We start from the raw sequence: 23,610 nt of genomic DNA, 5'->3' as shown, positions 1-23,610 counted from the left end.
GGCATTATTAGATATTTTGCTATTTATTTATTGTACGCTATCAATTTTTTTTTGTGAATGACCAATAACCAGTTCGCTTCTAATACATACCCAAAGATGTATGAACAAAAAACAACTTTTAGAAGTTTTTTTATACATAGTTCAAAGGGCCACATAAATGTTATTATAAAGTCCTTTGAAGTATGTAGTGTTAAGGTGCAAGATTCGAATTGATATTGTCGAGGCTTTAAAATAAGTATGGAAGTTTCCCAGACCAGTTAGATATTTGTAGAAAGAAATTGGATACCGCAGAACCAATTGTAATACTCAATAAAATATAAATAAGTTGAATCTGAAATACTCTATTCTTCTTGAATAATTTTTCTGTCATAAAAGCCTGTAATGCGTAAAATGTAATAGCTATAAAAAACAAATGCGATAATATGCCTAATAAAGCTTCTTGTCCTATTGCTTCATAAAGCTCCATTTTTCCCCCTCCAACTGTCCTATAATTTAAGCACTTTAAAAAACGGGCAGATGCTATATCTGCCCGTTAAAAATGAATTAGATATTACCCTCATGAACGTTGATACGATTCAACGCACGTTTTAATGCTAGGTCAGCACGTTTGAAATCAATGTTGTCTTGTTTACCTTGAAGACGTCCTTCAGCACGTTTAACGGCTTCTTTTGCACGTTGAACATCAATATTTACAGCAACTTCAGCAGAAGGCGCTAAAATAGAGATCTTTTCTGGACGAACTTCAATGAAACCACCGCTAACAGCAACAATGTCAGTAGAACCGTCTGCTTTTTTAAGCTTCACTGCACCAATTGCAAGTGGAGCAACCATTGGAATATGGCCTGCAAGAACACCGATTTCTCCTGAAGTTGTTTTAGCGATTACCATTGATACTTCAGAATCGTATACCGGGCCGTCGGGAGTGACAATATTGACTAGAACTGTCTTCATATTTTTTCCTCCTCGTCCCTAGTATTAAACCTCTACGCCCATGCTTTTCGCTTTTTCAACTACTTCATCAATTGAACCAACTAGACGGAAAGCATCTTCTGGTAGGTGATCCCATTTGCCATCAAGGATTTCCTTGAATGAACGAACAGTTTCTTTTACAGGTACATAAGAACCTTTTTGACCAGTGAATTGTTCCGCTACGTGGAAGTTTTGTGATAAGAAGAATTGAATACGACGAGCACGTTCTACTGTTTGTTTATCTTCATCAGATAACTCATCCATACCTAAAATGGCAATGATATCTTGTAATTCACGGTAACGTTGGATTGTACGTTGTACACCAGTAGCAATTGCATAGTGCTCAGCGCCTACGATTTCAGGTGATAATGCACGTGAAGTCGAAGCTAATGGGTCAACCGCAGGGTAGATACCCATTTCTGATAATTTACGCTCAAGGTTAGTAGTTGCATCTAAGTGGGCGAAAGTTGTAGCTGGAGCCGGGTCAGTATAGTCATCGGCTGGTACATAGATCGCTTGGATAGAAGTTACAGATCCTTTGTTCGTAGACGTAATACGCTCTTGTAGTTTACCCATTTCTGTAGCAAGTGTTGGTTGGTAACCTACCGCTGAAGGCATACGACCTAATAGGGCAGAAACCTCAGAACCTGCTTGCGTGAAACGGAAGATATTGTCGATGAATAAAAGTACGTCAGCACCTTGCTCATCACGGAAGTACTCTGCCATTGTAAGACCAGTTAAAGCTACACGCATACGTGCACCTGGTGGCTCGTTCATTTGACCGAATACCATCGCTGTTTGCTTGATAACGCCTGAATCGCTCATCTCGAAGAATAAGTCGTTCCCTTCACGAGTACGCTCACCTACACCAGCGAATACAGAGATACCAGAGTGCTCTTGTGCGATGTTATTGATTAATTCTTGGATTAATACTGTTTTACCTACGCCGGCACCACCGAAGAGACCGATTTTACCACCTTTGATGTATGGTGCTAATAAGTCTACTACTTTGATACCTGTTTCAAGAATTTCAACTGTAGTTGAAAGTTCTTCGAATGTTGGTGCTTCGCGGTGAATTGAATCACGACGAGCGTCAGCTGGAATCTCTTCACCTAAGTCGATTACTTCACCTAGTACGTTGAATACACGACCTAAAGTAACTTCACCAACTGGTACTGAGATAGCTTTTCCTGAGTCTGTTACTTCTGCTCCACGTTGTAAGCCATCAGTAGATGACATTGCAATTGTACGAACAGAATCATCACCTAAATGAAGCGCAACTTCTAATGCAAGAATTGTTGGTTCTTCATTAGGACGTTCAATCTTAACTGTTAGTGAGTTATAGATTGCTGGTAATTGGCCATTGTTAAATTTTACGTCAACAACTGGACCCATTACTTGAATAACATGTCCTTTATTCATTACTGTGTATCCTCCTATCGTATTCTTATACGACATTGGGAAGCTGGCCTATTCTAAGGCTGCAGCTCCACCAACGATTTCTGTAATTTCTTGTGTAATCGCCGCTTGACGCGCACGGTTATATTGCAATGAAAGGTCTGAAATAAGATCAGATGCGTTATCAGTTGCATTTTTCATAGCCGTCATACGAGAAGCATGTTCACTTGCTTTTCCATCTAATAATGCGCCATAAACTAAGCTTTCCGCGTATTGTGGAAGTAACACTTCAAGAATTGCTTCACCAGATGGCTCAAATTCGTAAGAAGCATTGCTGCTAGCAGGTGCAAGATCTGTTAATGGAAGAAGTTTTTTCTCTGTCACTTCGTTAGCAATAGCGCTGACAAAGTGATTATAGTACATATAAAGTTGATCATACGTACCGTCAATGAACATACCAACAGCATTACGAGCGATTTCTTTAATATCAGCAAATGTAGGTTGGTCCGGAAGACCGACAACATCACTGATGACATTATGATCACGTTTCACAAAGTAGTCACGTACAACACGACCGATTGCTAAAATCACGTATTCGTCTTTAGATTTATGACGCTCGTCAATTGTACGTTGTACTTGACGTAGGATACTTGAGTTGTAAGCACCTGCAAGACCACGGTCAGAACCAATGACTAAGTAAGCTGTTTTCTTAACAGGACGAGCAGTTAACATTGGGTGTCCACTGTCTTTTGTTCCTGAAGCGATCGCGCCAACTACGTCCTGAATTTTTTCCATGTAAGGAACGTACGCTTTAGCGTTTTGCTCTGCACGACGTAACTTAGAAGAAGAAACCATCTGCATCGCTTTCGTAATTTGTTTCGTACTCTTTGTAGAATTAATACGACCTTTAATTTCGCGTAAGTTTACCACTGGTATTTCACCACCTTTTGTTTTTTAATCAAGTGACTAGCTCGAACTTATTCTGATTTAGCGAAAGTTTTTTTGAACTCCGTTAAAGCTGCTACGTAATCAGCATCAGGAGCAAGCTCTTTTGTAGTACGAACGTGATCTAAAACGTTTGTGTGGTTTGAATCTAACCAGCTTAAGAATTCACTTTCAAAGCGAACGATATCTTGTACTGGAATATCATCTAAGTGACCTTTAGTTAATGCATAAAGGATTGCAACTTGCTTTTCAACTTTAAGTGGTTTGTTTAGGTCTTGTTTAAGAACTTCAACCGTACGTTTACCACGCTCAAGTTTAGCTAGTGTAATTTTATCTAAATCTGAACCAAATTGAGCAAATGATTCAAGCTCACGGAATGCAGCTAAGTCAAGACGTAGTGTACCCGCAACTTTTTTCATCGCTTTAATTTGAGCAGATCCACCTACACGTGATACAGAAAGACCGGCGTTAATCGCTGGACGTACACCTGAGTTGAATAAGTCAGATTGTAAGAATATTTGACCATCAGTAATCGAGATAACGTTAGTTGGGATGTATGCAGAGATATCCCCAGCTTGTGTCTCTACGAATGGAAGTGCTGTAATAGAACCATTTTGATATGTTTCATTTAACTTCGCAGCACGTTCAAGTAAGCGGCTGTGCAAGTAGAAAACGTCACCAGGGTAAGCTTCACGACCTGGAGGACGGCGTAGAAGAAGTGAAAGTTCACGGTAAGCTGATGCTTGTTTAGAAAGATCATCATACACGATTAATACGTGCTTACCTTGTAACATGAATTCTTCTGCCATAGAAACACCAGCAAATGGTGCTAAGAATAGTAATGGAGCTGGTTGAGATGCAGCAGCAGTTACTACGATTGTATAATCTAATGCACCGTGCTTACGGAAAGTTTCAACTACACCACGTACAGTTGATTCTTTTTGACCGATTGCAACATAGATACAAATCATATTTTCGCCATCTTGGTTTAAGATTGTATCGATTGCTACAGATGTTTTACCTACTTGACGGTCACCGATGATTAACTCACGTTGACCACGACCAATTGGTACTAAAGCGTCAATTGCTTTGATACCAGTTTGTAATGGTTCATGTACTGATTTACGAGCCATTACACCGAAAGCAGGACTTTCGATTGGACGAGATTTAGTTGTGTTGATTGGACCTTGTCCATCCACTGGTTGACCAAGTGGGTTTACAACACGGCCAATTAGTTCTTCACCAACTGGTACTTCCATGATACGACCTGTACGACGAACTTCATCGCCTTCTTTGATGTCTGTGTATGGACCTAAGATTACGATACCAACGTTACCTTCTTCTAGGTTTTGAGCCATACCCATAACACCATTAGAGAACTCAAGAAGTTCTCCAGCCATGGCGTTGTCGAGGCCATGAGCAAGAGCGATACCGTCACCAATACGGATAACTGTACCAACTTCGCTTACTTTAAGTTCAGATTCATAATTCTCAATCTGTTGTTTAATCAGACTGCTGATTTCTTCAGCCTTGATGCCCATGTATGTCACCTCTCACATTTCTAAATTATTAACCGATTAATTCACGTTTTAGGCGCTCAAGTTTGTTCGCTACTGAGCTATCGTAAATATGATTACCGATTTGAACACGAATACCACCAAGTAGTGATGGATCAATTTCGTTTGTAATGTTTAATGATTGTTTCCCTACAAGCTTCGCAAATGTTGTAGAAATATTAGCGCTTTCTTCAGCAGAAAGTGCACGCGTAGAGAATACTGTTGCATCTGCAGTACCTTGTGCCTTTGCAGCAAGCTCAGCATATGCATTCGCAATAAGCTTCACTTCGTTTACACGTTTTTTCTCAACTAATAGTTGAACTGTGCGTAAAACCTCTGGAGTTGAACCTGCAAAGATTTCAGCTACCATTTGTTTCTTACGTCCGATAGAGAACTTTGGAGCATTTAAAAGCGTTAATAAATCCGGAGATTCTTTAACAATCTTTGTTAGCTCGTTTAAATCTGCTCCAACTTCAGCAAGAATATTTTTTTGTTGCGCTAATTCAAAAAGCGCTTGAGCGTAACGTTTTGCTACAGCTGAATTACTCATCGAGCTTCCCCTGCCTTCGCAATCGTCTCTTCAATTAGAGCACGGTTGTCTGCCTCAGAAATCTCTTTGCTAAGGACTTTAGATGCTGCAAGTACAGATAATGAAACGACTTCATCACGTACAGCTGCAATAGCTTTTTCTTTTTCAGACTCAATTTCACGTAAAGCCGATTCTTTCAAGCGGTTTGCTTCATTACGAGCTGCAGTTAGAATTTCATCTTTTTGTAGTTCGCCTTGCTTCTTAGCGCCTTCAACAATCGATTGTGCTTCCGTACGAGCTTCTTTAAGAAGGCTCTTTTGTTCTTCTAAAAATTGGTGCGAATCTTTACGCGCTTTTTCAGCTGCTTCGATCTCACTCGCTACTAACTCTTCACGTTGTTGCATGATGCCCATAAGTGGACCCCAAGCGACTTTCTTAAGTAAGAACATTAATACTAAAAAGATAACTAATGTTGCGATGATGTCTCCGCTGTTGAACTTACCAGCGCTAGCACCTAGTACAAGATTATCTAAAAACACGATTGTTTCACTCCCTTCAAGAGCTATAACTTCAACATAATTTATGGACTTAAAAAACTACCTATTTTAAAAAGCTATATTTACACATAGCTTTTATCTGTTCCAAAATGAAGGGCGAAGTTTCATCTGGAGAATCCTGCTTCGCCACTAGTAAAATTCAGTGTTCAACTGAATTATTTGTTCATTACGATGAATGCTACTACTACTGCGATGATCGGTAGGGCTTCAACTAATGCAACCCCGATGAACATTGTAGTTTGAAGAACGCCACGAGCTTCTGGTTGACGAGCGATACCTTCTACTGTTTTTGATACGATAAGACCGTTACCGATACCTGCACCAAGTGCACCTAAACCGATTGCGATTGCTGCTGCTAATAAACCTAATGAACCTGTCATTTGAAAATTTCCTCCTTGGAATTGTTTGTTTTTTTGTGGTTCAAGCATAGGATATATGCTTTATATTAATGGTCATCGCTCACTTTATGAGCCATGTAAACCATTGTTAACATTGTGAAGATAAAGGCTTGGATAAAGCCGATGAAAATTGAGAAACCTTGCCATGCCATCATTGGAACGATTGCTCCGATGAATCCCACAGCACCTGATGATGCTAAACCGGCTAATAAGCCAAGTAAAATCTCACCCGCGTAAATGTTACCGTAAAGACGTAAACCTAACGTTAATGTATTTGCAAATTCCTCTACTATTTTAAGTGGGAACATGAAAGACATTGGTTTAAAGAATGTACCAGCATAATGGCCTGTACCCTTCATTTTTACACCATAGAAATGCGATAAAACTAAAATCATCGTTGCTAACGTCATCGTTACAGTTGGGTCAGCTGTTGGTGATTTCCACCATAGTTCATGACCATAAGCGATTGAGAATGGAAGACCTAATAAGTTAGATACTGCGATAAACATAATTAGCGTAATACCTAGAATGTGGAATCGACCACCAGTTTTCCAGTCCATGTTGCTTTTGATGATGTTCTTAACGAAGTCCATAATCCATTCCATGAAGTTTTGCATACCAGTTGGTTTTAGTTTTAAGCTTCTAGTTGAAATAAAGGCAATTAAAAATACGATAATTGCAGCAACTAGTAACATCATAACTGTCGATTTATTAAAAGTTAAAAAACCGACTTCTAGTAACGGAGCTTCATGAGTCATTGTTATTTTTCACCTCTCTTTCTAATTTAAAGCACATTAGCGGTTCCTTACATGTGACACAATTCTCTCGACAAAGAGAAAAACGTACGGAATCATTAGCCCTATGACCGTGCTAATTAAGTGAAAATAGTTTGGCAACGAAATGGCTATTGCGACTGCCGCAACACCTGATCCAAAGCGAAGTGCTGTACCAAGTGAGCCTATTTTCTTCCCTTCACTAATGGACCTGTCAAACTTCTCCATACGGCGAACTAGAATCCAAAAATTATACGTACCAAAGAATGCACCGACTGCGATGCCCGCAAATACAGTTTGAAAGGAAGTGAATCCCCAGCCTAATGCGCAGAGTGCAAGCAAAAAAAATAACGCCCTCTTCTGCACAGCAAAAATGTGATGCAAATCTAGCATTGGTTGTAATCTCCTGAATCAAATTTTCGAGTATTGAAAGCGTTTGCTGACCACCATGTGAAATCAGAAAAGAGCAGTGAAAGGCACTACTCACAGCGGAATAGTAATGGGAGAGTCATTTCAATTACAGGTGTAAATACCCAAAAAATAACTTACACCCCTTACCAACTCGGTAAAAACCGAAACGCACAAAACGTTGCAAATCGACAGTTTTATTTTGAACTGTCAATTTAGTAGAAAGTTGATATAACAAGTGTTTCAACGTCCTAATTATGACTGAAACCCTTATCATTCTTACCCTTTGTAAGCATACAATAGGTGATATTTGAAGTCAATTGGTAATAGAGAAAAACTTCACAACCTATATACTCTTGTCAAATTGTTGACAAATTTGTGTATGAAATTTCATAGTTTCAAATGTTCTTATTTTCTTGGCTCATAGAAAAAGCTAATTTACGACATAATTATGCTCATAAATTAGCTTACCCAATTCAACAGGTACATTAGACTTATTTTTCAATTTAATTATAGTACATTAATTAGTTTTTTGTAAAAAACCTAGCAACGCTTCTACAATTCGTTTAGATGCATGTCCATCACCATATGGATTTGATGCTTGTGCCATCGCCTCATAAGCCTTTTTATCTGTTAACAATTCTTTAGCTAAGGCGTAAATTGTATCTTCTTCAGTTCCTGCTAGCTTTAGTGTTCCAGCTGCAATTCCTTCTGGGCGCTCTGTTGTGTCTCTTAGGACAAGAACTGGCTTCCCTAATGATGGTGCCTCTTCTTGGACGCCACCTGAGTCCGTTAAAATCATGTAAGAACTCGCCGCGAAGTTATGGAAGTCAAATACTTCAAGAGGCTCTATTAAATGTACTCGTTCATTGTCACCTAAAATTTCATTCGCGATTTCTCTTACAGCAGGATTCATATGGACCGGATATACCACTTGAACATCATCATGCTCAGCTAAAATTCTAGTGATTGCTTTGAACATGTGTCGCATTGGTTCACCAAGATTTTCGCGACGATGTGCCGTTAATAAAATCATGCGATTTTCGCCAATTTTGTCTAATACAGGATGCGTGTAATGTTCGCTAACAGTTGTAGCTAATGCGTCAATAGCCGTATTACCTGTTACAAATATTGTATCAGCGTTTTTATTTTCATCTAAAAGATTCTTTTTAGATACTTCTGTTGGTGCGAAATGTAAATCAGCCATTACACCTGTTAACTGGCGATTCATTTCCTCCGGGTATGGTGAATACTTATTCCAAGTTCGCAGTCCTGCTTCAACATGCCCAATTGCGATTTGGTTATAAAACGCCGCCAAGCTTGCAATGAAAGTCGTTGCTGTATCACCGTGTACCAAAACGATATCCGGCTGTGCTTCCTTCATTACTTTATCTAAACCTTGCAATGCGTTTGTCGTCACATCAATTAATGTTTGACGATCTTTCATTATATTTAAATCATAGTTCGGTGTTATTTCAAATGTCTCTAGTACTTGATCTAGCATTTGGCGATGTTGTGCTGTTACTGTTACAATAGATTCTATTTGATCAGGATACTTTTGTAACTCCAAAACAAGAGGAGCCATTTTAATTGCTTCTGGTCTTGTACCAAAAATTGTCATTACTTTCCATTTTTTCATCAAAACGATCTGCACCGTCCTTTTTGTTATTGTATGAAAAGGACACCACACCAGTTGAAGTCCAACATGAGGAGTACTTACCTAGACATACTATGAAACGCCCTTCAAATTTGAAGGACGCTTTCACAAATTATTAGTTTCCTAAATGAGGAAATTCATAACAACATTTTTATTTTGTGCCGAATAGGCGGTCTCCGGCATCACCTAGACCAGGTACAATATAGCCATGATCGTTTAGCTTTTCATCCAAAGCAGCAATGTAAATATCTACATCTGAATGTTCTTCTTGAATAGCTTTGACACCCTCTGGTGCAGCGATTAAGCACATGAATTTAATGTTTTTAGCTCCACGTTTTTTCAATGAGTTGATAGCTTCCACTGCTGAACCACCAGTTGCTAACATTGGATCTACAATAATGAAATCACGTTCTTCCACATCTGCTGGAAGCTTTGCGTAATATTCAACTGGTTTTAATGTTTCAGGGTCACGATAAAGACCAATATGTCCAACTTTTGCGGCTGGGATAAGCTTTAGTACACCATCTACCATACCAATTCCTGCACGAAGAATCGGTACAATCGCTAGCTTTTTACCAGAAAGTACTTTTGTTTTCGCAATCGTTACAGGTGTTTCAATTTCAATTTCTTCCACCGGCATATCACGTGTAATTTCAAATGCCATAAGTGTTGCTACTTCGTCTACTAGCTCACGAAATTCTTTTGTACCTGTATTCTTGTCGCGAATATAAGTTAATTTGTGTTGGATTAGTGGATGATCAAATACATAGACTTTGCTCAAAGGGATTCTCTCCTAACCGTTCGGATTTCATTTTTATCTCAACTAGTATAACAGAAAAAAGGAGCCGCCTCAAAAATAAATTTAAGGCAACTCCTTTTATTATATTTTCTTTGGACCAAGTGAGTTATTGATCAAGAATTAAATCTAACTCTTCTATTGCCATTGGTTTAAAATAGAAAAATCCTTGTCCAACTGTACAACCTAACGCACGGAGTATTTCAACCTGTTCTTCTGTTTCAATTCCCTCTGCCACAGAAATCATTCCTAAGTTTAATGCCAATTGTATAATCGAGCGTACAATAGCAAGCGTTGCAGGATCCTCTAACGCATTAATAAAGCTTCGATCAATCTTTAATTCAGTGAATGGTAATTGTTGCAGATAGCTCAATGAAGAAAATCCTGTCCCGAAATCATCCACGGATGTTTTGAAACCATAGCTTTTTAATTCTTGAATAATTTTATAGGCAGATTGGAAATCTACTAAACCTATATTTTCTGTTACTTCTAATATAATATTACTTGGATCTATACCATACTGCCGAACGAGCTTTAGCGTATCTTGAACAAAATGCGTATAGTAAAAATGATCAGGTGAAATATTGACTGCTATTTTCACTAATTTCTTTCCTAACTTTTGCCGCTCTGCCAGCCATGAAAGCACAGTTTCTAAAACTAAAACGTCAATTTCTCTAACCTTTCCTGCACTTTCCGCTACTGGAATAAAGATTGCTGGTGACACAAAGCCTAGCTTTGGGGATATCCAGCGTGCAAGAGCCTCTATACTTTGAATCTCTCCATTCCGTAAATCTACTTTTGGCTGTAAATGAACTGTAATTTCTTTATTTTTGATTGCCTGTGACAAATGATTTAAAACAGTCATTCGCTGTACAAGAACGTCATTTTTTTCTGTCGTAAAAATTTCAGTATGTGTACCTGGTTTATCGGTAGCAAAGGAGAGCGCATTATCAGCAAACCGAATTGCATCATTAATCTTTATGTCATCATTAAAAGAAGCAATGCCTGTTTTTAACGTGATGTAGATTTGTTTTCCTCCTATTATAAATGGCTGTCGAATTGTCTCTTTTATACGCCATTCATAATTATTTAAATTTTCATCGAAAGTCATGGTGGATAAAATTAGACTAGAGCTTGTAAATCTAGCAATATATTCGCGATCCGCTGGTTTGTCTTGCTCTAGTCGTTTGGCGAGCTGCCTTAATAATTCATCGCCAAATTCTCTCCCATACAATTCAACCACTTGATGAAATTCGCTTGGCTTTACTATTTTGATATAACCATTTTGTCCACGTTCAACCTCTTTTTCGAGGAAATTCACAAAGCTATGACGATTAGGTAAACCTGTTGTAATGTCAGTATAGGCTAGATCCCATATTTTTCTTTGTGTTCTTGCATACGTAAACGCTAAGGCAACAAGTGCACCAATTTTACGAAACATACTTTTAAAATATGAGGAGTCATTTTGTGCTTGCTCATAATATATTGAAAAGAGCCCTATGACTTGCCGCTGTTGATTGCGTATAGGTATAAATAATCCATACGGTTTGTGAGATGAGGCAGCAAACTGTTTATGTTCATCTGGAATATGTACCTCATCCAAGTTTTCAATGAAAATAGAGGTTTCTGATTGCATAACCTTCGTAAAAAAATCATTATTTTCACAGCATCTCGGTACATCTTTTTTTCGACAATTATCTGTAAAAGCCTGTAATAGATTGCTCTCTGTTTTGATGAGAACCATACTTGAAGTATTCGGCATAAAAAACTCATCAAGTCCATGACAAATAATATGCATCTTTTGCTCAAAAGAGCTATCTCTCTCTATCGCCTTATACATATCATTTTCTAAACGCATTAAGAAATCTTCTGTATGATAATACGTAACATCCTTTATAAGGACCAACACATATTGCGTAATATTTGTATCATTCCGAAATGGTAGTGCTTGTATTTCTGCCCAAAATAGGGGTTTATTGATACCTTTATGATGTAGCTTCGCTTGCACCATGATACCGTTATGTATTTTTTCTTTGATCATTTTAATGGTTGTCATTTTTTCATCTGATAGCCATGCAAAATAATTAGTTTTTAGGATTTGTGACCTCGAAGCATTTGTAAGGTTACAAAAAGATTCATTACACTCTACTATAATATGATGATTTGTTGCATCAAAAATTACATAGCTTTCCTTAGAATTATCCCCTAATTTAAGAATACTATTTAATAAAACATCATTATCTACATCTAACGATTTAGTGACCATCCAACCCCTCCGTCTCTATCACTTCATCCCATTTCCATTGTACATAATATTTAATTAAATTTTCACTTTTATTAAAAAAAACTTCTTTTCTTGGACACAATCTGTCCTCAGCCTACTATAATATATCGCTCTCTACTGATTATATGTAAATTTATTCAAAATAAAGAGGATTATTCTACTTAATTAAAAAAATATGTATTTTATTGTTTTGAAATAAAAAACTGTGTTTAAAGTGAAATTTTCACTCTAAACACAGTCTATACAATTAAGCGTATAATGGATGTTTATCTGTTAATGCTTTGACGCGATCTTTTGCGTCCGCTTGAACCGCTTCATCTTCAGGGTTTTTAAGAACAGCTGCAATAATTGCACCCACTTCTTTCATATCTTCCTCTTTAAAGCCACGAGATGTAACGGCTGGTGTACCGATACGAATACCTGAAGTAACAAATGGAGACTCCGTATCGTAAGGGATTGTATTTTTGTTAGTTGTAATGCCCACTTCGTCTAATGCATGCTCTGCTACTTTACCTGTTAGACCAAGAGATTTAACGTTTAATAGTAATAAGTGGTTATCTGTACCACCAGATACAATTTCAACGCCCTCTTCAATAAGTACTTCAGCTAAAGCTTTTGCATTTAATTTTATTTGTTTTGCATAGTCTTTAAATTCTGGTTGTAACACTTCGCCAAATGCAACAGCTTTAGCAGCAATGACATGCATTAATGGTCCACCCTGAATTCCTGGGAATACAGATTTGTTTAATTTTTGCTCCCATTCTTTTGAAGCAAGAATTAATCCACCACGTGGTCCACGTAATGTTTTATGTGTAGTTGATGTAACAAAGTCTGCATACGGCACTGGAGATTGATGCTCGCCAACAGCTACAAGACCAGCAATATGTGCCATATCCACCATGAAGTATGCACCTACTTCATCTGCGATTTCACGGAATTTAGAGAAGTCGATTTCACGTGGGTATGCAGAAGCACCCGCAACAATAAGTTTTGGCTTATGCTCTAATGCTTTTTGACGCACATCTTCATAATCGATAACTTGTGTGTCTTTTGTTACACCATATTCCACAAAATTATAAAGAATACCCGAGAAATTTACAGGAGATCCATGCGTTAAGTGACCTCCATGTGAAAGGTTCATACCAAGAACCGTGTCACCTGGTTCTAAAATTGTGTGGTATACAGCCATATTCGCTTGCGCACCAGAGTGTGGTTGCACGTTTGCGTATTCTGCTCCGAATATTTCTTTCACACGATCACGTGCAATATCTTCAACTACGTCTACATGTTCACAGCCACCATAGTAGCGTTTACCTGGATAACCTTCTGCGTATTTATTTGTCAGTACAGAACCTTGAGCTTCCATAACTGCTTCTGAAACAAAGTTTTCAGATGCAATCAATTCGATATTTGCTTGTTGACGTTTTTTTTCTGCAAGAATTCCTTCTAATACTGCTTTGTCTTGTACTGCTAATTTTTCATATGCCATGTTAGAAAAAGCCTCCTAGTATCCTCTATTATTTATATACAGCACGTTCCCCGCCAATTAGCTTTGGACGTGTTGTTGCAATCGTCACCACTGCTTCTCCCACCATTTTCACTGATGTGCGAACTGGGACAGCTACTGCTTTCAAATGCATACCAATTAATGTTTGTCCAATATCAATACCTGCATGTGCCTGAATGGTTTCAACAACCACAGGGTTAGCAAAACGCGTATAGGCATATGCGGACATAGAGCCACCCGCAGTACGTACTGGAACTACCGCCACTGGATCGTAGCCAAACCGTTCAGCTGTTGATGCCTCCATTGTAATAGCACGATTAATATGCTCACAGCCTTGAAATGCTAAATGTAGCTCGTGTTTCATTGCAAATTCTTGTAACGGCTCAAAAATCGCTTCCCCTATCTCCAATGCGCCTGCTGTGCCAATTTTCTGACCAATCACTTCAGATGTAGAGCATCCTACGACAAAAATAGTATGAGGTCGTAATGTTACCTGCTCTTCAAATTCACTGAGTAACTGAGTCAAATGCGTTCGTATTTGTTTTACAACCATTAAGCTCAGCTCCTTCATCTATATCCATTAAAATCATGCCATATATGACAGCCTTGATGAATGCCATATATGGAATAACAATCATTTATTGCTCAAGTTCAGTAATTTTTTCGATGCGTCGTGTATGACGACCACCTTCAAACTCAGTTTCTAGCCACGTTTGGACAATTTCACGTGCAAGACCTGGGCCAATAACACGTTCCCCCATAGCTAAAACATTAGAGTCATTATGGCATCGCGTTGCCTTCGCACTAAATACATCATGTACTAGCGCACAACGAATACCGTTCACCTTATTTGCAGCAATCGACATACCAATTCCCGTGCCACAAATTAAAATGCCTTTATCAAATTTTCCGTTTGCTACACCATCAGAAACTGGCTTTGCGTAATCCGGATAGTCTACTGAATCCGCAGATTGTGGACCAAAATCTTCGTAGCTAATATGAAGCTCATCTAGTAGCTGCATGATCTCACGACGTAGGTTGTTGCCTCCGTGATCAGAAGAAATTGCTATTCTCACTGGGTTCCCTCTTTTCGAATTATAGTCAACCTTAGTGTACCACTTCTTTCTGAAGAATAACACGATTTTTCTTGTATTTTTATGCTGATTTCTCCTAAAAGACGAACATTTATTGTTAACAAGCTAAAAATCATTCACTTTTAAGTTGTTTTTTCTGTGGATAGTGTGAATATCATGTTAATAAATTCGGATAACGGTCTTTTGTTGTAATATTCTATCTACTAAAGTTTTTTTCACATTTTATATACAGTGGACAAACTATATCACTATTTCTTCCAAAAATAAAAAAACTGTCTATAAATCCGATTTTTCATCGCATTTATAAACAGCCTTTCAGGACTAAGCCTGTCGATCAAATTGTTGAATCACTTTATGCAAAGCTTCTGATTGCTTTTTTAAACTTTGTGCTAGGTGCTCTACCTGTTCAATAGCATAGGCTTGCTCTTCAGCCGCACTACGAACTTCTTGTGCACCTGCTGATGTTTCTTCTGCAATTGCAGCCACTTCTTGTGATTGACGAGCAGTTGTCTCAATATTGTGCATTTGCTGTTCAATTAGTGAAGATATCTCTACAATTGCTGTTGCCATTTCATGTACATTAGATGACATACCTTCTACAGCTGTCGTTGTTTCAGATACTCGATCTGCTTCCTTCGTTGCAAAGGCTACCTGTTCATTCATTTGTTTAACTACGACCTCAACATTTTGCTGCATAGACTGGATCAAAGCAGTAATCCCTTGGACAGCTTTTGCACTTTCATCTGCTAAACCACGAACTTCCTCCGCAACTACAGCGAAGCCTTTTCCATGTTCTCCTGCACGAGCTGCTTCAATAGATGCATTTAAAGCTAGTAAATTTGTTTGTGCCGCAATATCACCAACTAAGCCTATAATGCGCTCAACTTGACCCGCATTTTCTTCTAAAGCATGAATGCTTTTTAAGGCCTCATTGTTACCCGTAGCTATTTGCTGAATACTATTAACTAATGTTTCGATTGCATTGGTTGTTGTCGATAAATTATGTAATATCTCTGTAGATTGTGATGCAGATGCTTCTGCTCTACTATTTACTTCTGTCGCAAGAGCTCGTACATCCTCAATTGCCTCAGCGGTATCTTGTACAGCTGTCGCAGATGCTTCAGCTCCTGCCGAAATATGCTTAACGGTTGACGCAATGCCTTCTGCTTTTCGAGTAGCGACTCCCGCTTCATCTGAGAGCTGAATGATCGATTGATTGGTCTGTTGGAAATTTTGATCGATACTTTCGACCATTTGACGTAAATTTAGCACCATTTGTTGGAATGCCTCTGCAACCGAACGTATCTCATCGTTTGTTTTAGGCATTTGAACATCCTGTCCAATTTTCCCCTCTGCTACTAGAGTTGCGGAATGCTCAAGTTGTTGTAAAGGTTTAATTAAAATTACGCTAAAAATGGCAGCCAATATGCCTGACCATGTGATTCCTAATGCATAAGTCACCACTTGAAACACTTTTCCATTAATACTCGGGAAGAAGGTCGGTTGTAAATATTCAATAAATATAAAACTGATACTGTAAGTAATTAATGCTAGCACGCTCACAAATAACACCAATTTAAGTCGTAAACCAAATTGTTTTTTCATAGGGCTCCTCAATTCTATTGTAGTTTTTGTATTAATTGATCAACCAATTCATGTAATTCCGCAAATGTTGCTTCGTATATTGCTCTATTACCACCGTAAGGATCGACTACATTCTCCAGGCTGCCTTCATTCGTATACTCTTTCAATGTAAATACTTTATGATCAGTTCCTGGGAAACTTGAAATAACAGTGTCTTTGTGAGCGGTAGTCATCGTTAGGACTAAATCTGCCCAGTCTATTTCTACCATGGATAATTGTGTTGCAGAATGCTGATGAGACATTCCGGCATCATTTAACACTTGTTGCGCATGTGCTGACATTTGGGCATTAGGCATAGCATAAATACCTGCAGAACGTACTTCTAAATTGTCTATTTGTTTATGTTTTAATATGACTTCTGCCATTGGACTGCGACAAGTATTGCCTGTACAAACAAATAATATTTTCACACTTATCACTCTCCATTTTTATATGAATTATTGCCGAATAGCTAGGATACTTATGATAATAAAAATAATGCCAGCAACGATTTGAATTTTATTCCCAAAAAAGACTTGGCTCCTACGTGCAATGACTAATGACCCATAGGCGCATATCAAGGCACTCAAGCCTGCACTCATAATAAAAATTGTTTTTTCTAAGTTTAGCATACCAAAAGAAACACTAACTGAAAAGGTATCTAGGCTTGCAGTCACGGCTAAAAGTACGGGGGAAATTGTAACTTTTTCATCCCGATGAGAGAATAATAGTAAATGCACGCCAATGCAAAATAACAAAATACTCGATATCCATTGTCCCCATTCTAATAGAAAACGAACTAAATAGTTTCCTAATTCAAATCCCAATAAAGGAAAAATCATATGCAACGCAGCCGTCCATAATGATAAAAATAAGCGATATCTAACATTCGGCAGCAATACATATAGACCAATAACATCAACAGACGTTAATATACCTGCAAGAATTCCCTGCAAGAATGCACTCCTTCTCTCCCTAATATTTTATCATTTTATGCTCGAAAATACATTATTATCATATTTGTCCACATAAGATTTTCCTTTTTATAAATATGATCCATGCACATAAAAAAAGACAAAAGACATGTGAATTTTCAATGTCTTTTGTCACTCAACTTTATTTACAATGAATACCATTTGCCACCAGAGGCCTTTTCAAGTCTATTCATAATAGCTGCCCCTACGCCTTCCGTCGAAGTCGTCGTAGCTAAAATAACGGTAGCTGTTGTTTTATCACAGGCTCTAAGTGCATGGTATAATGAAGCACCCATTTCTTCTTTACTTCCCTCTGCACCTACTGAAAAGTAAAAATCAGCTTTACTATGTTGTAAATTTTCAGGTGCAAGAAGTGCTACAGCATGTCCTTGCTGCTGTAATTGTTGAACAGCTTCGCTTACTTCCCCATCATGACAATTAATTAAATATACCGGTGCATTTGGTGCATAATGTGTATATTTCATGCCCGGAGCCTTTGGAGTCTCTTCTAGTTTCTGCTCTATTTTAGTTGGTTGAATAACCGGACCAATTTTAGCTTCAAGCATCTCCTTCGTAATGCCACCTGGACGTAAAATTACTGGAGGCTCATGTGTCACATCTAATACAGTGGACTCTAGCCCAATACCTGTGGAACCTCCATCTAAAATATAAGGTATGTACCCTCCCAAATCATCTAAAACATGGATAGCTTCCGTTGGACTCGGCTTACCACTACGATTAGCACTTGGCGCAGCAAGCGGTTTTTGAAGCTGCTGTAATAAGGCAAGTGCTACTGGATGATCTGGCATCCGAATACCCACAGTCGATAATCCAGCCGTTACACTTTGAGCCAGCACATTTGGTTTAGCAGGCATCACAAGCGTTAACGGTCCTGGCCAAAATAAATCCATGCATTGCTTGGCAATTTCAGAAATATGTTCTATATAATTCGTTACTTCCTCTTTTGTACCAACATGAACAATTAAAGGGTTATCTGAAGGGCGGCCCTTCGCTTCAAATATCTTCTTCACTGCCACATCATTTGTTGCAACAGCTCCTAGCCCATAAACCGTTTCTGTCGGAAATGCTACTACCTCTCCCGCATTTAAGATATCCACAGCTTGTGTATAATTAATTTGACTATTCACATTACTGTCCACAACCTTGCAAACGGTTTCCATGATTAAAACCTACCTTCACTTATTGATTCTTACTGAATTATCCACATATTGTTTATAACTTCTTAAAAAATGTGCATAAGTTATCTGAATTTGTGAACAATTCATGCAAAAAGCCCTTTCACCCATTCCCAAATAAAGAATGTTACTTGCTCTTCCTCTTCTGGCTCTTCTGCTTTTACTTCTTCTTTTTCAGGCTCGCAAATGGATGGGAATATACTGCACCACCAGTTATCGCCACGCGCATCACCAATTTTAACTACAATGGAGTGATACACATTTTGTGGATATAATACCGCTCCCTGTCTTTTAGGCGGAAATAAGTTATCCCCAACCACTACCTGTGTATCAATCTGTGGATAGTTTTCGCTTAATTCTGTTTCAATTTGTTGCTTTAATGTTTGAGTTTGCTCATTCCCCGCAACTCCTGCAGTTACTACTTGCATAAAATAGGGCTTTAATTCTTCCACAAGCTGCTCTTTCTCATATTGATCTTGTGCTGTATTGCTGTTAGCAATTACACGAATTCTAAAATCGTTTTCTTGTTCTTGATTAGTAGCCTCTTTTGCAAAACCTACTAATGATGGAATATATAACACACATAGCTGTAAGGCAATGGCCACTACTACTAATCTAGCAAACGCTAGAAAAATATTTTGTTTAGGTAATCTAATAAACTTGTATTCATTTAACATATAAATCCCTCCTTGCTCAACATTGTTGGCAAGATGAAGACACTTTATACATGAATCTCACAAAAAATCATTCGCGGTTTCCCATTAATATCTTTTTCTATCGAAATCGTAGCCTGTGGAAAACTATCTTGAAAGAATTTTGCTACTTTTTCACCTTGTGTATAACCGATTTCTAATCCAATTAATGCAGGTCTATTCATATACATTGGCAATTGCTCTGCTAATTGTCGATATAAAATAAGACCATCTTCCTCCGCAAATAGTGCGCTATGGGGCTCATGCTTTAGTACAACATCTGACATAGCCTCAGCCTCATCAAACGCGATATATGGAGGATTCGATAAAATAATATCAAATTTTTCACCCGCGAGCGGAGCAGTTAAATCTCCCGACCTAAAATCAATATCGGCCTCTAATCTCTGTGCATTTTTTTGTGCTGTCGCTAATGCATCCTCGGATAAATCAGTTCCTACGACCGTTAACGCAGGACATTCCAGCTTCATTGAAATGGCAATAGCCCCACTACCCGTACCTATATCAGCTACCTTCAATGCTTGATGTTGAAATAGTTTAGTCATACGATTAATAGTGCCAAGAATTAGTTCTTCCGTTTCCGGTCGAGGAATTAAAACTGATTCATTGACGATAAATGAACGACCATAAAACTCCTCACTTCCCACACAATACTGAACTGGGCGACCATTGACATGTTCTTCTATAAGAGCTTTAAATTTTACTTGCTGTTCTTCTGTTAATTTATCCTGTAAATGTAGCATAACCTCTGAATAACTTGTACCAAGTATATGCTGCATAACAATACGTGCCGCAGTTTGCTCCCGACCATTATCCACTAAAAAAGAAGAAGCCCACTCAAGGGCCTCCATCACATTTTTATAAGTCATCATTTAAACGCTCTAACTTCGATGCTTGTTCTTCTAAAATAAGCGTATCGATAATTTCGTCCAATCTACCTTCGACGATTTGATCTAGCTTTTGAATCGTTAACCCAATACGGTGGTCTGTTACACGGTTTTGTGGATAATTGTATGTGCGAATTCGCTCTGAGCGATCACCAGAACCCACAGCTGACTTACGTGTGGCATCGATTTCTTTTTGCGCTTCTTGCATATACATATCTGCTACACGAGCGCGTAAAATTTTCATTGCCTTTTCACGGTTTTTAATTTGAGAACGCTCATCCTGCATGGAAACTACAACACCTGTTGGTAAATGGGTCATACGAACCGCAGACATCGTTGTATTTACCGATTGACCACCCGCACCAGAAGATGCAAATGTGTCTACACGAATATCTTTTTCATGAATTTCAACATCTACTTCCTCTACCTCAGGTAAACATGCTACTGTTGCTGTTGATGTATGGATACGTCCTTGTGATTCGGTAGCTGGTACACGTTGTACACGGTGTGCACCATTTTCAAATTTGAACTTTGAATAAGCACCTTGTCCGTTAATCATAAAGATCACTTCTTTATAGCCGCCCATTGGGTTTGGAGTGGCTTCCATAATATCAATTTTCCAGCCCTGTGTTTCTGCATAACGAGAATACATGCGGAATAAATCACCAGCAAAAATATTTGCCTCGTCTCCACCAGCGGCTCCACGAATTTCCATAATAACGTTCTTATTATCATTAGGATCTTTGGGAATTAATAAAATACGTAAACGTTCCTCAAGTTCTTCCTGCTGTGCTTTTAATAGGTTAAATTCTTCCTTTACCATTTCATGCATATCAGGATCTTTTTCGCTATCTAACATTTCACGTGTATCTACTAATTGCTCTTTGACATTTTTATATTCACGATACGAATCCACAGTTTCTTGGATATCTGATTGTTCCTTCGAATATTCACGTAATTTCTTACTATCATTAACAATATCCGGGTCGCTTAAAAGCTCTGTCAGCCTTTCATAGCGATCCTCCACTGCCTGTAATCGATCAAACATGGATTTCACCTCTATTTAGTTTCTTAAATTGCTCCTATTTACCAAGAGCTCTCCATTAAAATTATGCTAAAGCATAATGGTTATTTACAATGTGTATGTCCACTACTTAGTATAAAAAACTTTTCGCATATATGCCACTTTTTCTTAGTGCTTCATACTGTGACCTTCCATTATAGCGAAGGATGAGCATGACATTTTCGGCATACTGGATAATAGGAATCATTTCCACCAATTTGAATTTGATCTCCTGTATATACAGGCTGTCCATTTCCATCTACTCGTAAATTCATCGTTGCTTTTTTATGGCAGAACCAACAAATGGTTTTCATTTCTTCAATTTTATCTGCATATGTAAGCATGTATTGGCTGCCTTCAAACAGTTCATTTTGAAAATCATTTTTTAAGCCAAAGCCCATGACTGGAATATCTAATTCATCCACAATGTTAGCTAGTTGTAAAACATGCGCTTTTTTTAAAAATTGAACTTCATCCACAAGTACACAATATGGTTTAACCGAATTGTTTCGCACAAGTTCAAAAATATTTGTATCTTCATAAACAGGGATGGCTTGCTGTCTTAGACCTACTCGACTGGAAACAAAACCAACCTCATCACGTGTATCTAATCCTGATGTAAACATCATTACAGGTTTCTGTTGTTCTTCATAATTATGGGCAACTTTTAAAATCTCTATTGATTTTCCACTATTCATTGCACCATGTTTAAAATATAGCTGCGCCATACTGTCTTCTCCCTTTCTTTTGGTCGATCTGTATTTTGAAAAGACTTGCATCAACGTGTCATATTTACTGAAAAAAATACCTGCCAAGCACATGCTTGGCAGGTATTAAACTAACATTAGTTTTTAAGACCGTATTTTTTGTTGAAACGATCCACGCGACCATCAGCAGACGCGAATTTTTGACGGCCAGTATAGAATGGGTGACATTCGTTGCAGAACTCGACAACGATGTTTTCTTTTACTGAACCAGTTTTGAAAGTGTTCCCACAAGAGCAAGTTACTGTTGCTTCTTTGTAGTCTGGATGAATTCCTTGTTTCATATTCGTTTTCTCCTCTCGCCCTGAACCATCTGGAACAGAGTATTATCGAACTGTACCTTACATAGCCCGAATATGAGTGAAACCATCAGCTATATATGTACACGTTGCATACTTATGAAGTATAGCATAGGCGTTTTATTATTTTCAAGAAAAAAATATCAAAAGAAAGATTTCAATAGTTTTTATCCACGAACCTCACGATAATCATTATCTTGTAACCCTATTTTTTCATTTCGCTCTTTGAAACGGATATTATGGGAAGAAACATAAGCAACTTTTGGTGCATCAGGTTCTATTAATAGTTTTGCACTATTTAACGCTAATACGCCATCTGTAAAGGCACCTGCTATTAGCCTAACTTTACTTGGATGATCAATAAAATCACCCGCCCCATAGATTCCTTCTATATTAGTTTCTCTCTTTTCATTGACGAGTGCTACGCCATCTTCTATATGTAATCCCCATTCTTCTAGTGCACCATAATCACATTTTAAGCCATGGTTCACAATAACGGCATCTACTTCAACTCGCTCTATCTCTTCCGTCTCTTTATTCATAATCGATACAGACTGGATTAAATCTCCATCACTATGTAATTGCACTACTTCATATGGCGTTTTTACACATACGGAGGATTCCTTCATCCGTAAAACGTTCTTTTCATGACCCCCGAAGTCCTCTCGACGATGAACGATCGTAACACTCGCTGCAATTGGCTCTAACTCATTCGCCCAATCGACGGCTGAATTACCACCGCCTGAAATTAAAACATGTTTATCCCGGAAAATCTCTAATTCCTGTACAGTGTAGTGTAAATTAGTTACTTCATAGCGATCTGCTCCTTCTATTTCAAGCTTTTGCATCGTTAGAACTCCATAACCCACTGCCAAAATCACTGTTTTAGAATAATGCTTTTCACCCGTCGAGGAAGTTAATATAAATGTTCCATCTGGTTGTTTTTCTAATCCTTCTATCTTTTGATTTAAAACAATTGTCGGATCAAAAGTTTGAGCTTGTTCAACAAGCTGGTTGATAAGCTGTCCGCCTAAAATAGGTGTAACTCCACCAACGTCCCAAATCATTTTTTCAGGATAAATTAACATACGACCACCGAGCTGAGAGCTATACTCGATAATTTTCGTTTTTAAATCTCGCATGCCACTATAAAAGGCTGTATAGAGACCTGCTGGACCACCGCCAACAATCGTTACATCATATAGTTCTTTCACCATTATTAG

At 38.2% G+C, this 23,610-nt stretch carries 26 protein-coding genes; all 26 read right to left on the bottom strand.

Annotated elements, in window-relative coordinates; genetic code table 11:
- Positions 1–226 precede the first annotated feature (226 nt).
- The 26 genes from MKX57_RS02755 to MKX57_RS02630 all read right to left on the bottom strand — a co-directional run bounded on the left by MKX57_RS02755 (position 227) and on the right by MKX57_RS02630 (position 23,604).
- On the bottom strand, positions 227–466 hold the full coding sequence (locus tag MKX57_RS02755; protein WP_008180537.1) for a DUF1146 family protein: 240 nt from the start codon (positions 464–466) through the stop codon (positions 227–229).
- A 77-nt stretch (positions 467–543) separates the two neighbouring features.
- A complete protein-coding gene (locus MKX57_RS02750; protein WP_025114765.1) occupies positions 544–951 on the bottom strand; it encodes a F0F1 ATP synthase subunit epsilon in 408 nt (135 codons plus the stop codon).
- Between the two features lie 24 nt (positions 952–975).
- Positions 976–2,391 (bottom strand): F0F1 ATP synthase subunit beta, encoded by a 1,416-nt coding sequence (atpD, locus tag MKX57_RS02745; RefSeq protein ID WP_008180540.1) that lies wholly within the window; start codon positions 2,389–2,391, stop codon positions 976–978.
- A gap of 48 nt (positions 2,392–2,439) precedes the next feature.
- Positions 2,440–3,297: an ATP synthase F1 subunit gamma gene (atpG, locus tag MKX57_RS02740; RefSeq protein ID WP_008180542.1), complete on the bottom strand. Its 858-nt coding sequence runs from the start codon at positions 3,295–3,297 to the stop codon at positions 2,440–2,442.
- A 47-nt stretch (positions 3,298–3,344) separates the two neighbouring features.
- Entirely contained in the window at positions 3,345–4,853 is a 1,509-nt protein-coding gene (gene atpA / locus MKX57_RS02735) for a F0F1 ATP synthase subunit alpha (RefSeq protein WP_008180544.1), read from the bottom strand.
- 28 nt (positions 4,854–4,881) lie between these two features.
- The gene (locus MKX57_RS02730) at positions 4,882–5,418 is read right to left on the bottom strand and encodes a F0F1 ATP synthase subunit delta (protein ID WP_089986952.1); all 537 of its coding nucleotides are present in this window, start codon (positions 5,416–5,418) and stop codon (positions 4,882–4,884) included.
- On the bottom strand, positions 5,415–5,936 hold the full coding sequence (gene atpF, locus MKX57_RS02725) for a F0F1 ATP synthase subunit B (RefSeq protein ID WP_089986951.1): 522 nt from the start codon (positions 5,934–5,936) through the stop codon (positions 5,415–5,417). The genes MKX57_RS02730 and atpF overlap by 4 nt, the downstream gene beginning before the upstream one ends.
- A 173-nt stretch (positions 5,937–6,109) precedes the next feature.
- On the bottom strand, positions 6,110–6,334 hold the full coding sequence (atpE, locus tag MKX57_RS02720; protein ID WP_004269474.1) for a F0F1 ATP synthase subunit C: 225 nt from the start codon (positions 6,332–6,334) through the stop codon (positions 6,110–6,112).
- 65 nt (positions 6,335–6,399) lie between these two features.
- The gene (gene atpB / locus MKX57_RS02715) at positions 6,400–7,110 is read right to left on the bottom strand and encodes a F0F1 ATP synthase subunit A (protein WP_008180551.1); all 711 of its coding nucleotides are present in this window, start codon (positions 7,108–7,110) and stop codon (positions 6,400–6,402) included.
- A gap of 36 nt (positions 7,111–7,146) precedes the next feature.
- Complete coding sequence (locus MKX57_RS02710; RefSeq protein ID WP_008180553.1) at positions 7,147–7,518, bottom strand: ATP synthase subunit I; 372 nt, start codon at positions 7,516–7,518, stop codon at positions 7,147–7,149.
- 535 nt (positions 7,519–8,053) lie between these two features.
- A complete protein-coding gene (gene wecB / locus MKX57_RS02705) occupies positions 8,054–9,175 on the bottom strand; it encodes a UDP-N-acetylglucosamine 2-epimerase (non-hydrolyzing) (RefSeq protein WP_342550732.1) in 1,122 nt (373 codons plus the stop codon).
- Between the two features lie 166 nt (positions 9,176–9,341).
- Positions 9,342–9,971, bottom strand: coding sequence for a uracil phosphoribosyltransferase (gene upp, locus MKX57_RS02700; protein ID WP_008180557.1), 630 nt, complete (start codon positions 9,969–9,971; stop codon positions 9,342–9,344).
- Between the two features lie 124 nt (positions 9,972–10,095).
- On the bottom strand, positions 10,096–12,252 hold the full coding sequence (locus tag MKX57_RS02695) for an EAL domain-containing protein (protein ID WP_090002948.1): 2,157 nt from the start codon (positions 12,250–12,252) through the stop codon (positions 10,096–10,098).
- Positions 12,253–12,517: 265 nt separating this feature from the next.
- Entirely contained in the window at positions 12,518–13,759 is a 1,242-nt protein-coding gene (glyA, locus tag MKX57_RS02690) for a serine hydroxymethyltransferase (protein ID WP_008180561.1), read from the bottom strand.
- A gap of 28 nt (positions 13,760–13,787) precedes the next feature.
- Positions 13,788–14,330: a TIGR01440 family protein gene (locus MKX57_RS02685; RefSeq protein WP_089986948.1), complete on the bottom strand. Its 543-nt coding sequence runs from the start codon at positions 14,328–14,330 to the stop codon at positions 13,788–13,790.
- 85 nt (positions 14,331–14,415) lie between these two features.
- Positions 14,416–14,853 (bottom strand): ribose 5-phosphate isomerase B, encoded by a 438-nt coding sequence (gene rpiB, locus MKX57_RS02680; RefSeq protein WP_008180565.1) that lies wholly within the window; start codon positions 14,851–14,853, stop codon positions 14,416–14,418.
- Between the two features lie 339 nt (positions 14,854–15,192).
- On the bottom strand, positions 15,193–16,476 hold the full coding sequence (locus MKX57_RS02675; protein WP_036123044.1) for a HAMP domain-containing methyl-accepting chemotaxis protein: 1,284 nt from the start codon (positions 16,474–16,476) through the stop codon (positions 15,193–15,195).
- Positions 16,477–16,490: 14 nt separating this feature from the next.
- Positions 16,491–16,925 carry a low molecular weight protein arginine phosphatase gene (locus MKX57_RS02670; RefSeq protein ID WP_090002947.1) on the bottom strand — a complete coding sequence of 145 codons (435 nt, stop codon included), beginning with the start codon at positions 16,923–16,925 and terminating at the stop codon, positions 16,491–16,493.
- 27 nt (positions 16,926–16,952) lie between these two features.
- Positions 16,953–17,450 carry a manganese efflux pump gene (locus MKX57_RS02665; protein WP_342550731.1) on the bottom strand — a complete coding sequence of 166 codons (498 nt, stop codon included), beginning with the start codon at positions 17,448–17,450 and terminating at the stop codon, positions 16,953–16,955.
- 164 nt (positions 17,451–17,614) lie between these two features.
- Positions 17,615–18,649 carry an L-threonylcarbamoyladenylate synthase gene (locus MKX57_RS02660; protein ID WP_107921618.1) on the bottom strand — a complete coding sequence of 345 codons (1,035 nt, stop codon included), beginning with the start codon at positions 18,647–18,649 and terminating at the stop codon, positions 17,615–17,617.
- Positions 18,650–18,750: 101 nt separating this feature from the next.
- Positions 18,751–19,341: a stage II sporulation protein R gene (locus MKX57_RS02655; RefSeq protein ID WP_008180573.1), complete on the bottom strand. Its 591-nt coding sequence runs from the start codon at positions 19,339–19,341 to the stop codon at positions 18,751–18,753.
- Between the two features lie 44 nt (positions 19,342–19,385).
- Complete coding sequence (prmC, locus tag MKX57_RS02650) at positions 19,386–20,246, bottom strand: peptide chain release factor N(5)-glutamine methyltransferase (RefSeq protein WP_342550730.1); 861 nt, start codon at positions 20,244–20,246, stop codon at positions 19,386–19,388.
- Positions 20,233–21,309 carry a peptide chain release factor 1 gene (gene prfA / locus MKX57_RS02645; protein ID WP_008180577.1) on the bottom strand — a complete coding sequence of 359 codons (1,077 nt, stop codon included), beginning with the start codon at positions 21,307–21,309 and terminating at the stop codon, positions 20,233–20,235. The genes prmC and prfA overlap by 14 nt, the downstream gene beginning before the upstream one ends.
- 170 nt (positions 21,310–21,479) lie before the next feature.
- Positions 21,480–22,052 (bottom strand): thymidine kinase, encoded by a 573-nt coding sequence (locus MKX57_RS02640; RefSeq protein ID WP_025114779.1) that lies wholly within the window; start codon positions 22,050–22,052, stop codon positions 21,480–21,482.
- Positions 22,053–22,168: 116 nt separating this feature from the next.
- Positions 22,169–22,372, bottom strand: coding sequence for a 50S ribosomal protein L31 (rpmE, locus tag MKX57_RS02635; protein ID WP_004269457.1), 204 nt, complete (start codon positions 22,370–22,372; stop codon positions 22,169–22,171).
- A 182-nt stretch (positions 22,373–22,554) separates the two neighbouring features.
- Complete coding sequence (locus tag MKX57_RS02630; protein ID WP_090002943.1) at positions 22,555–23,604, bottom strand: NAD(P)/FAD-dependent oxidoreductase; 1,050 nt, start codon at positions 23,602–23,604, stop codon at positions 22,555–22,557.
- Between the last annotated feature and the right edge of the window lie 6 nt (positions 23,605–23,610).

This window comes from Lysinibacillus sp. FSL M8-0216, from assembly GCF_038595555.1.
GTDB classification, from domain to species: Bacteria; Bacillota; Bacilli; order Bacillales_A; family Planococcaceae; genus Lysinibacillus; species Lysinibacillus fusiformis.
The sequence above is the reverse complement of the archived record's forward strand: the minus strand, read 5'-3'. Positions and strand labels throughout refer to the sequence as shown.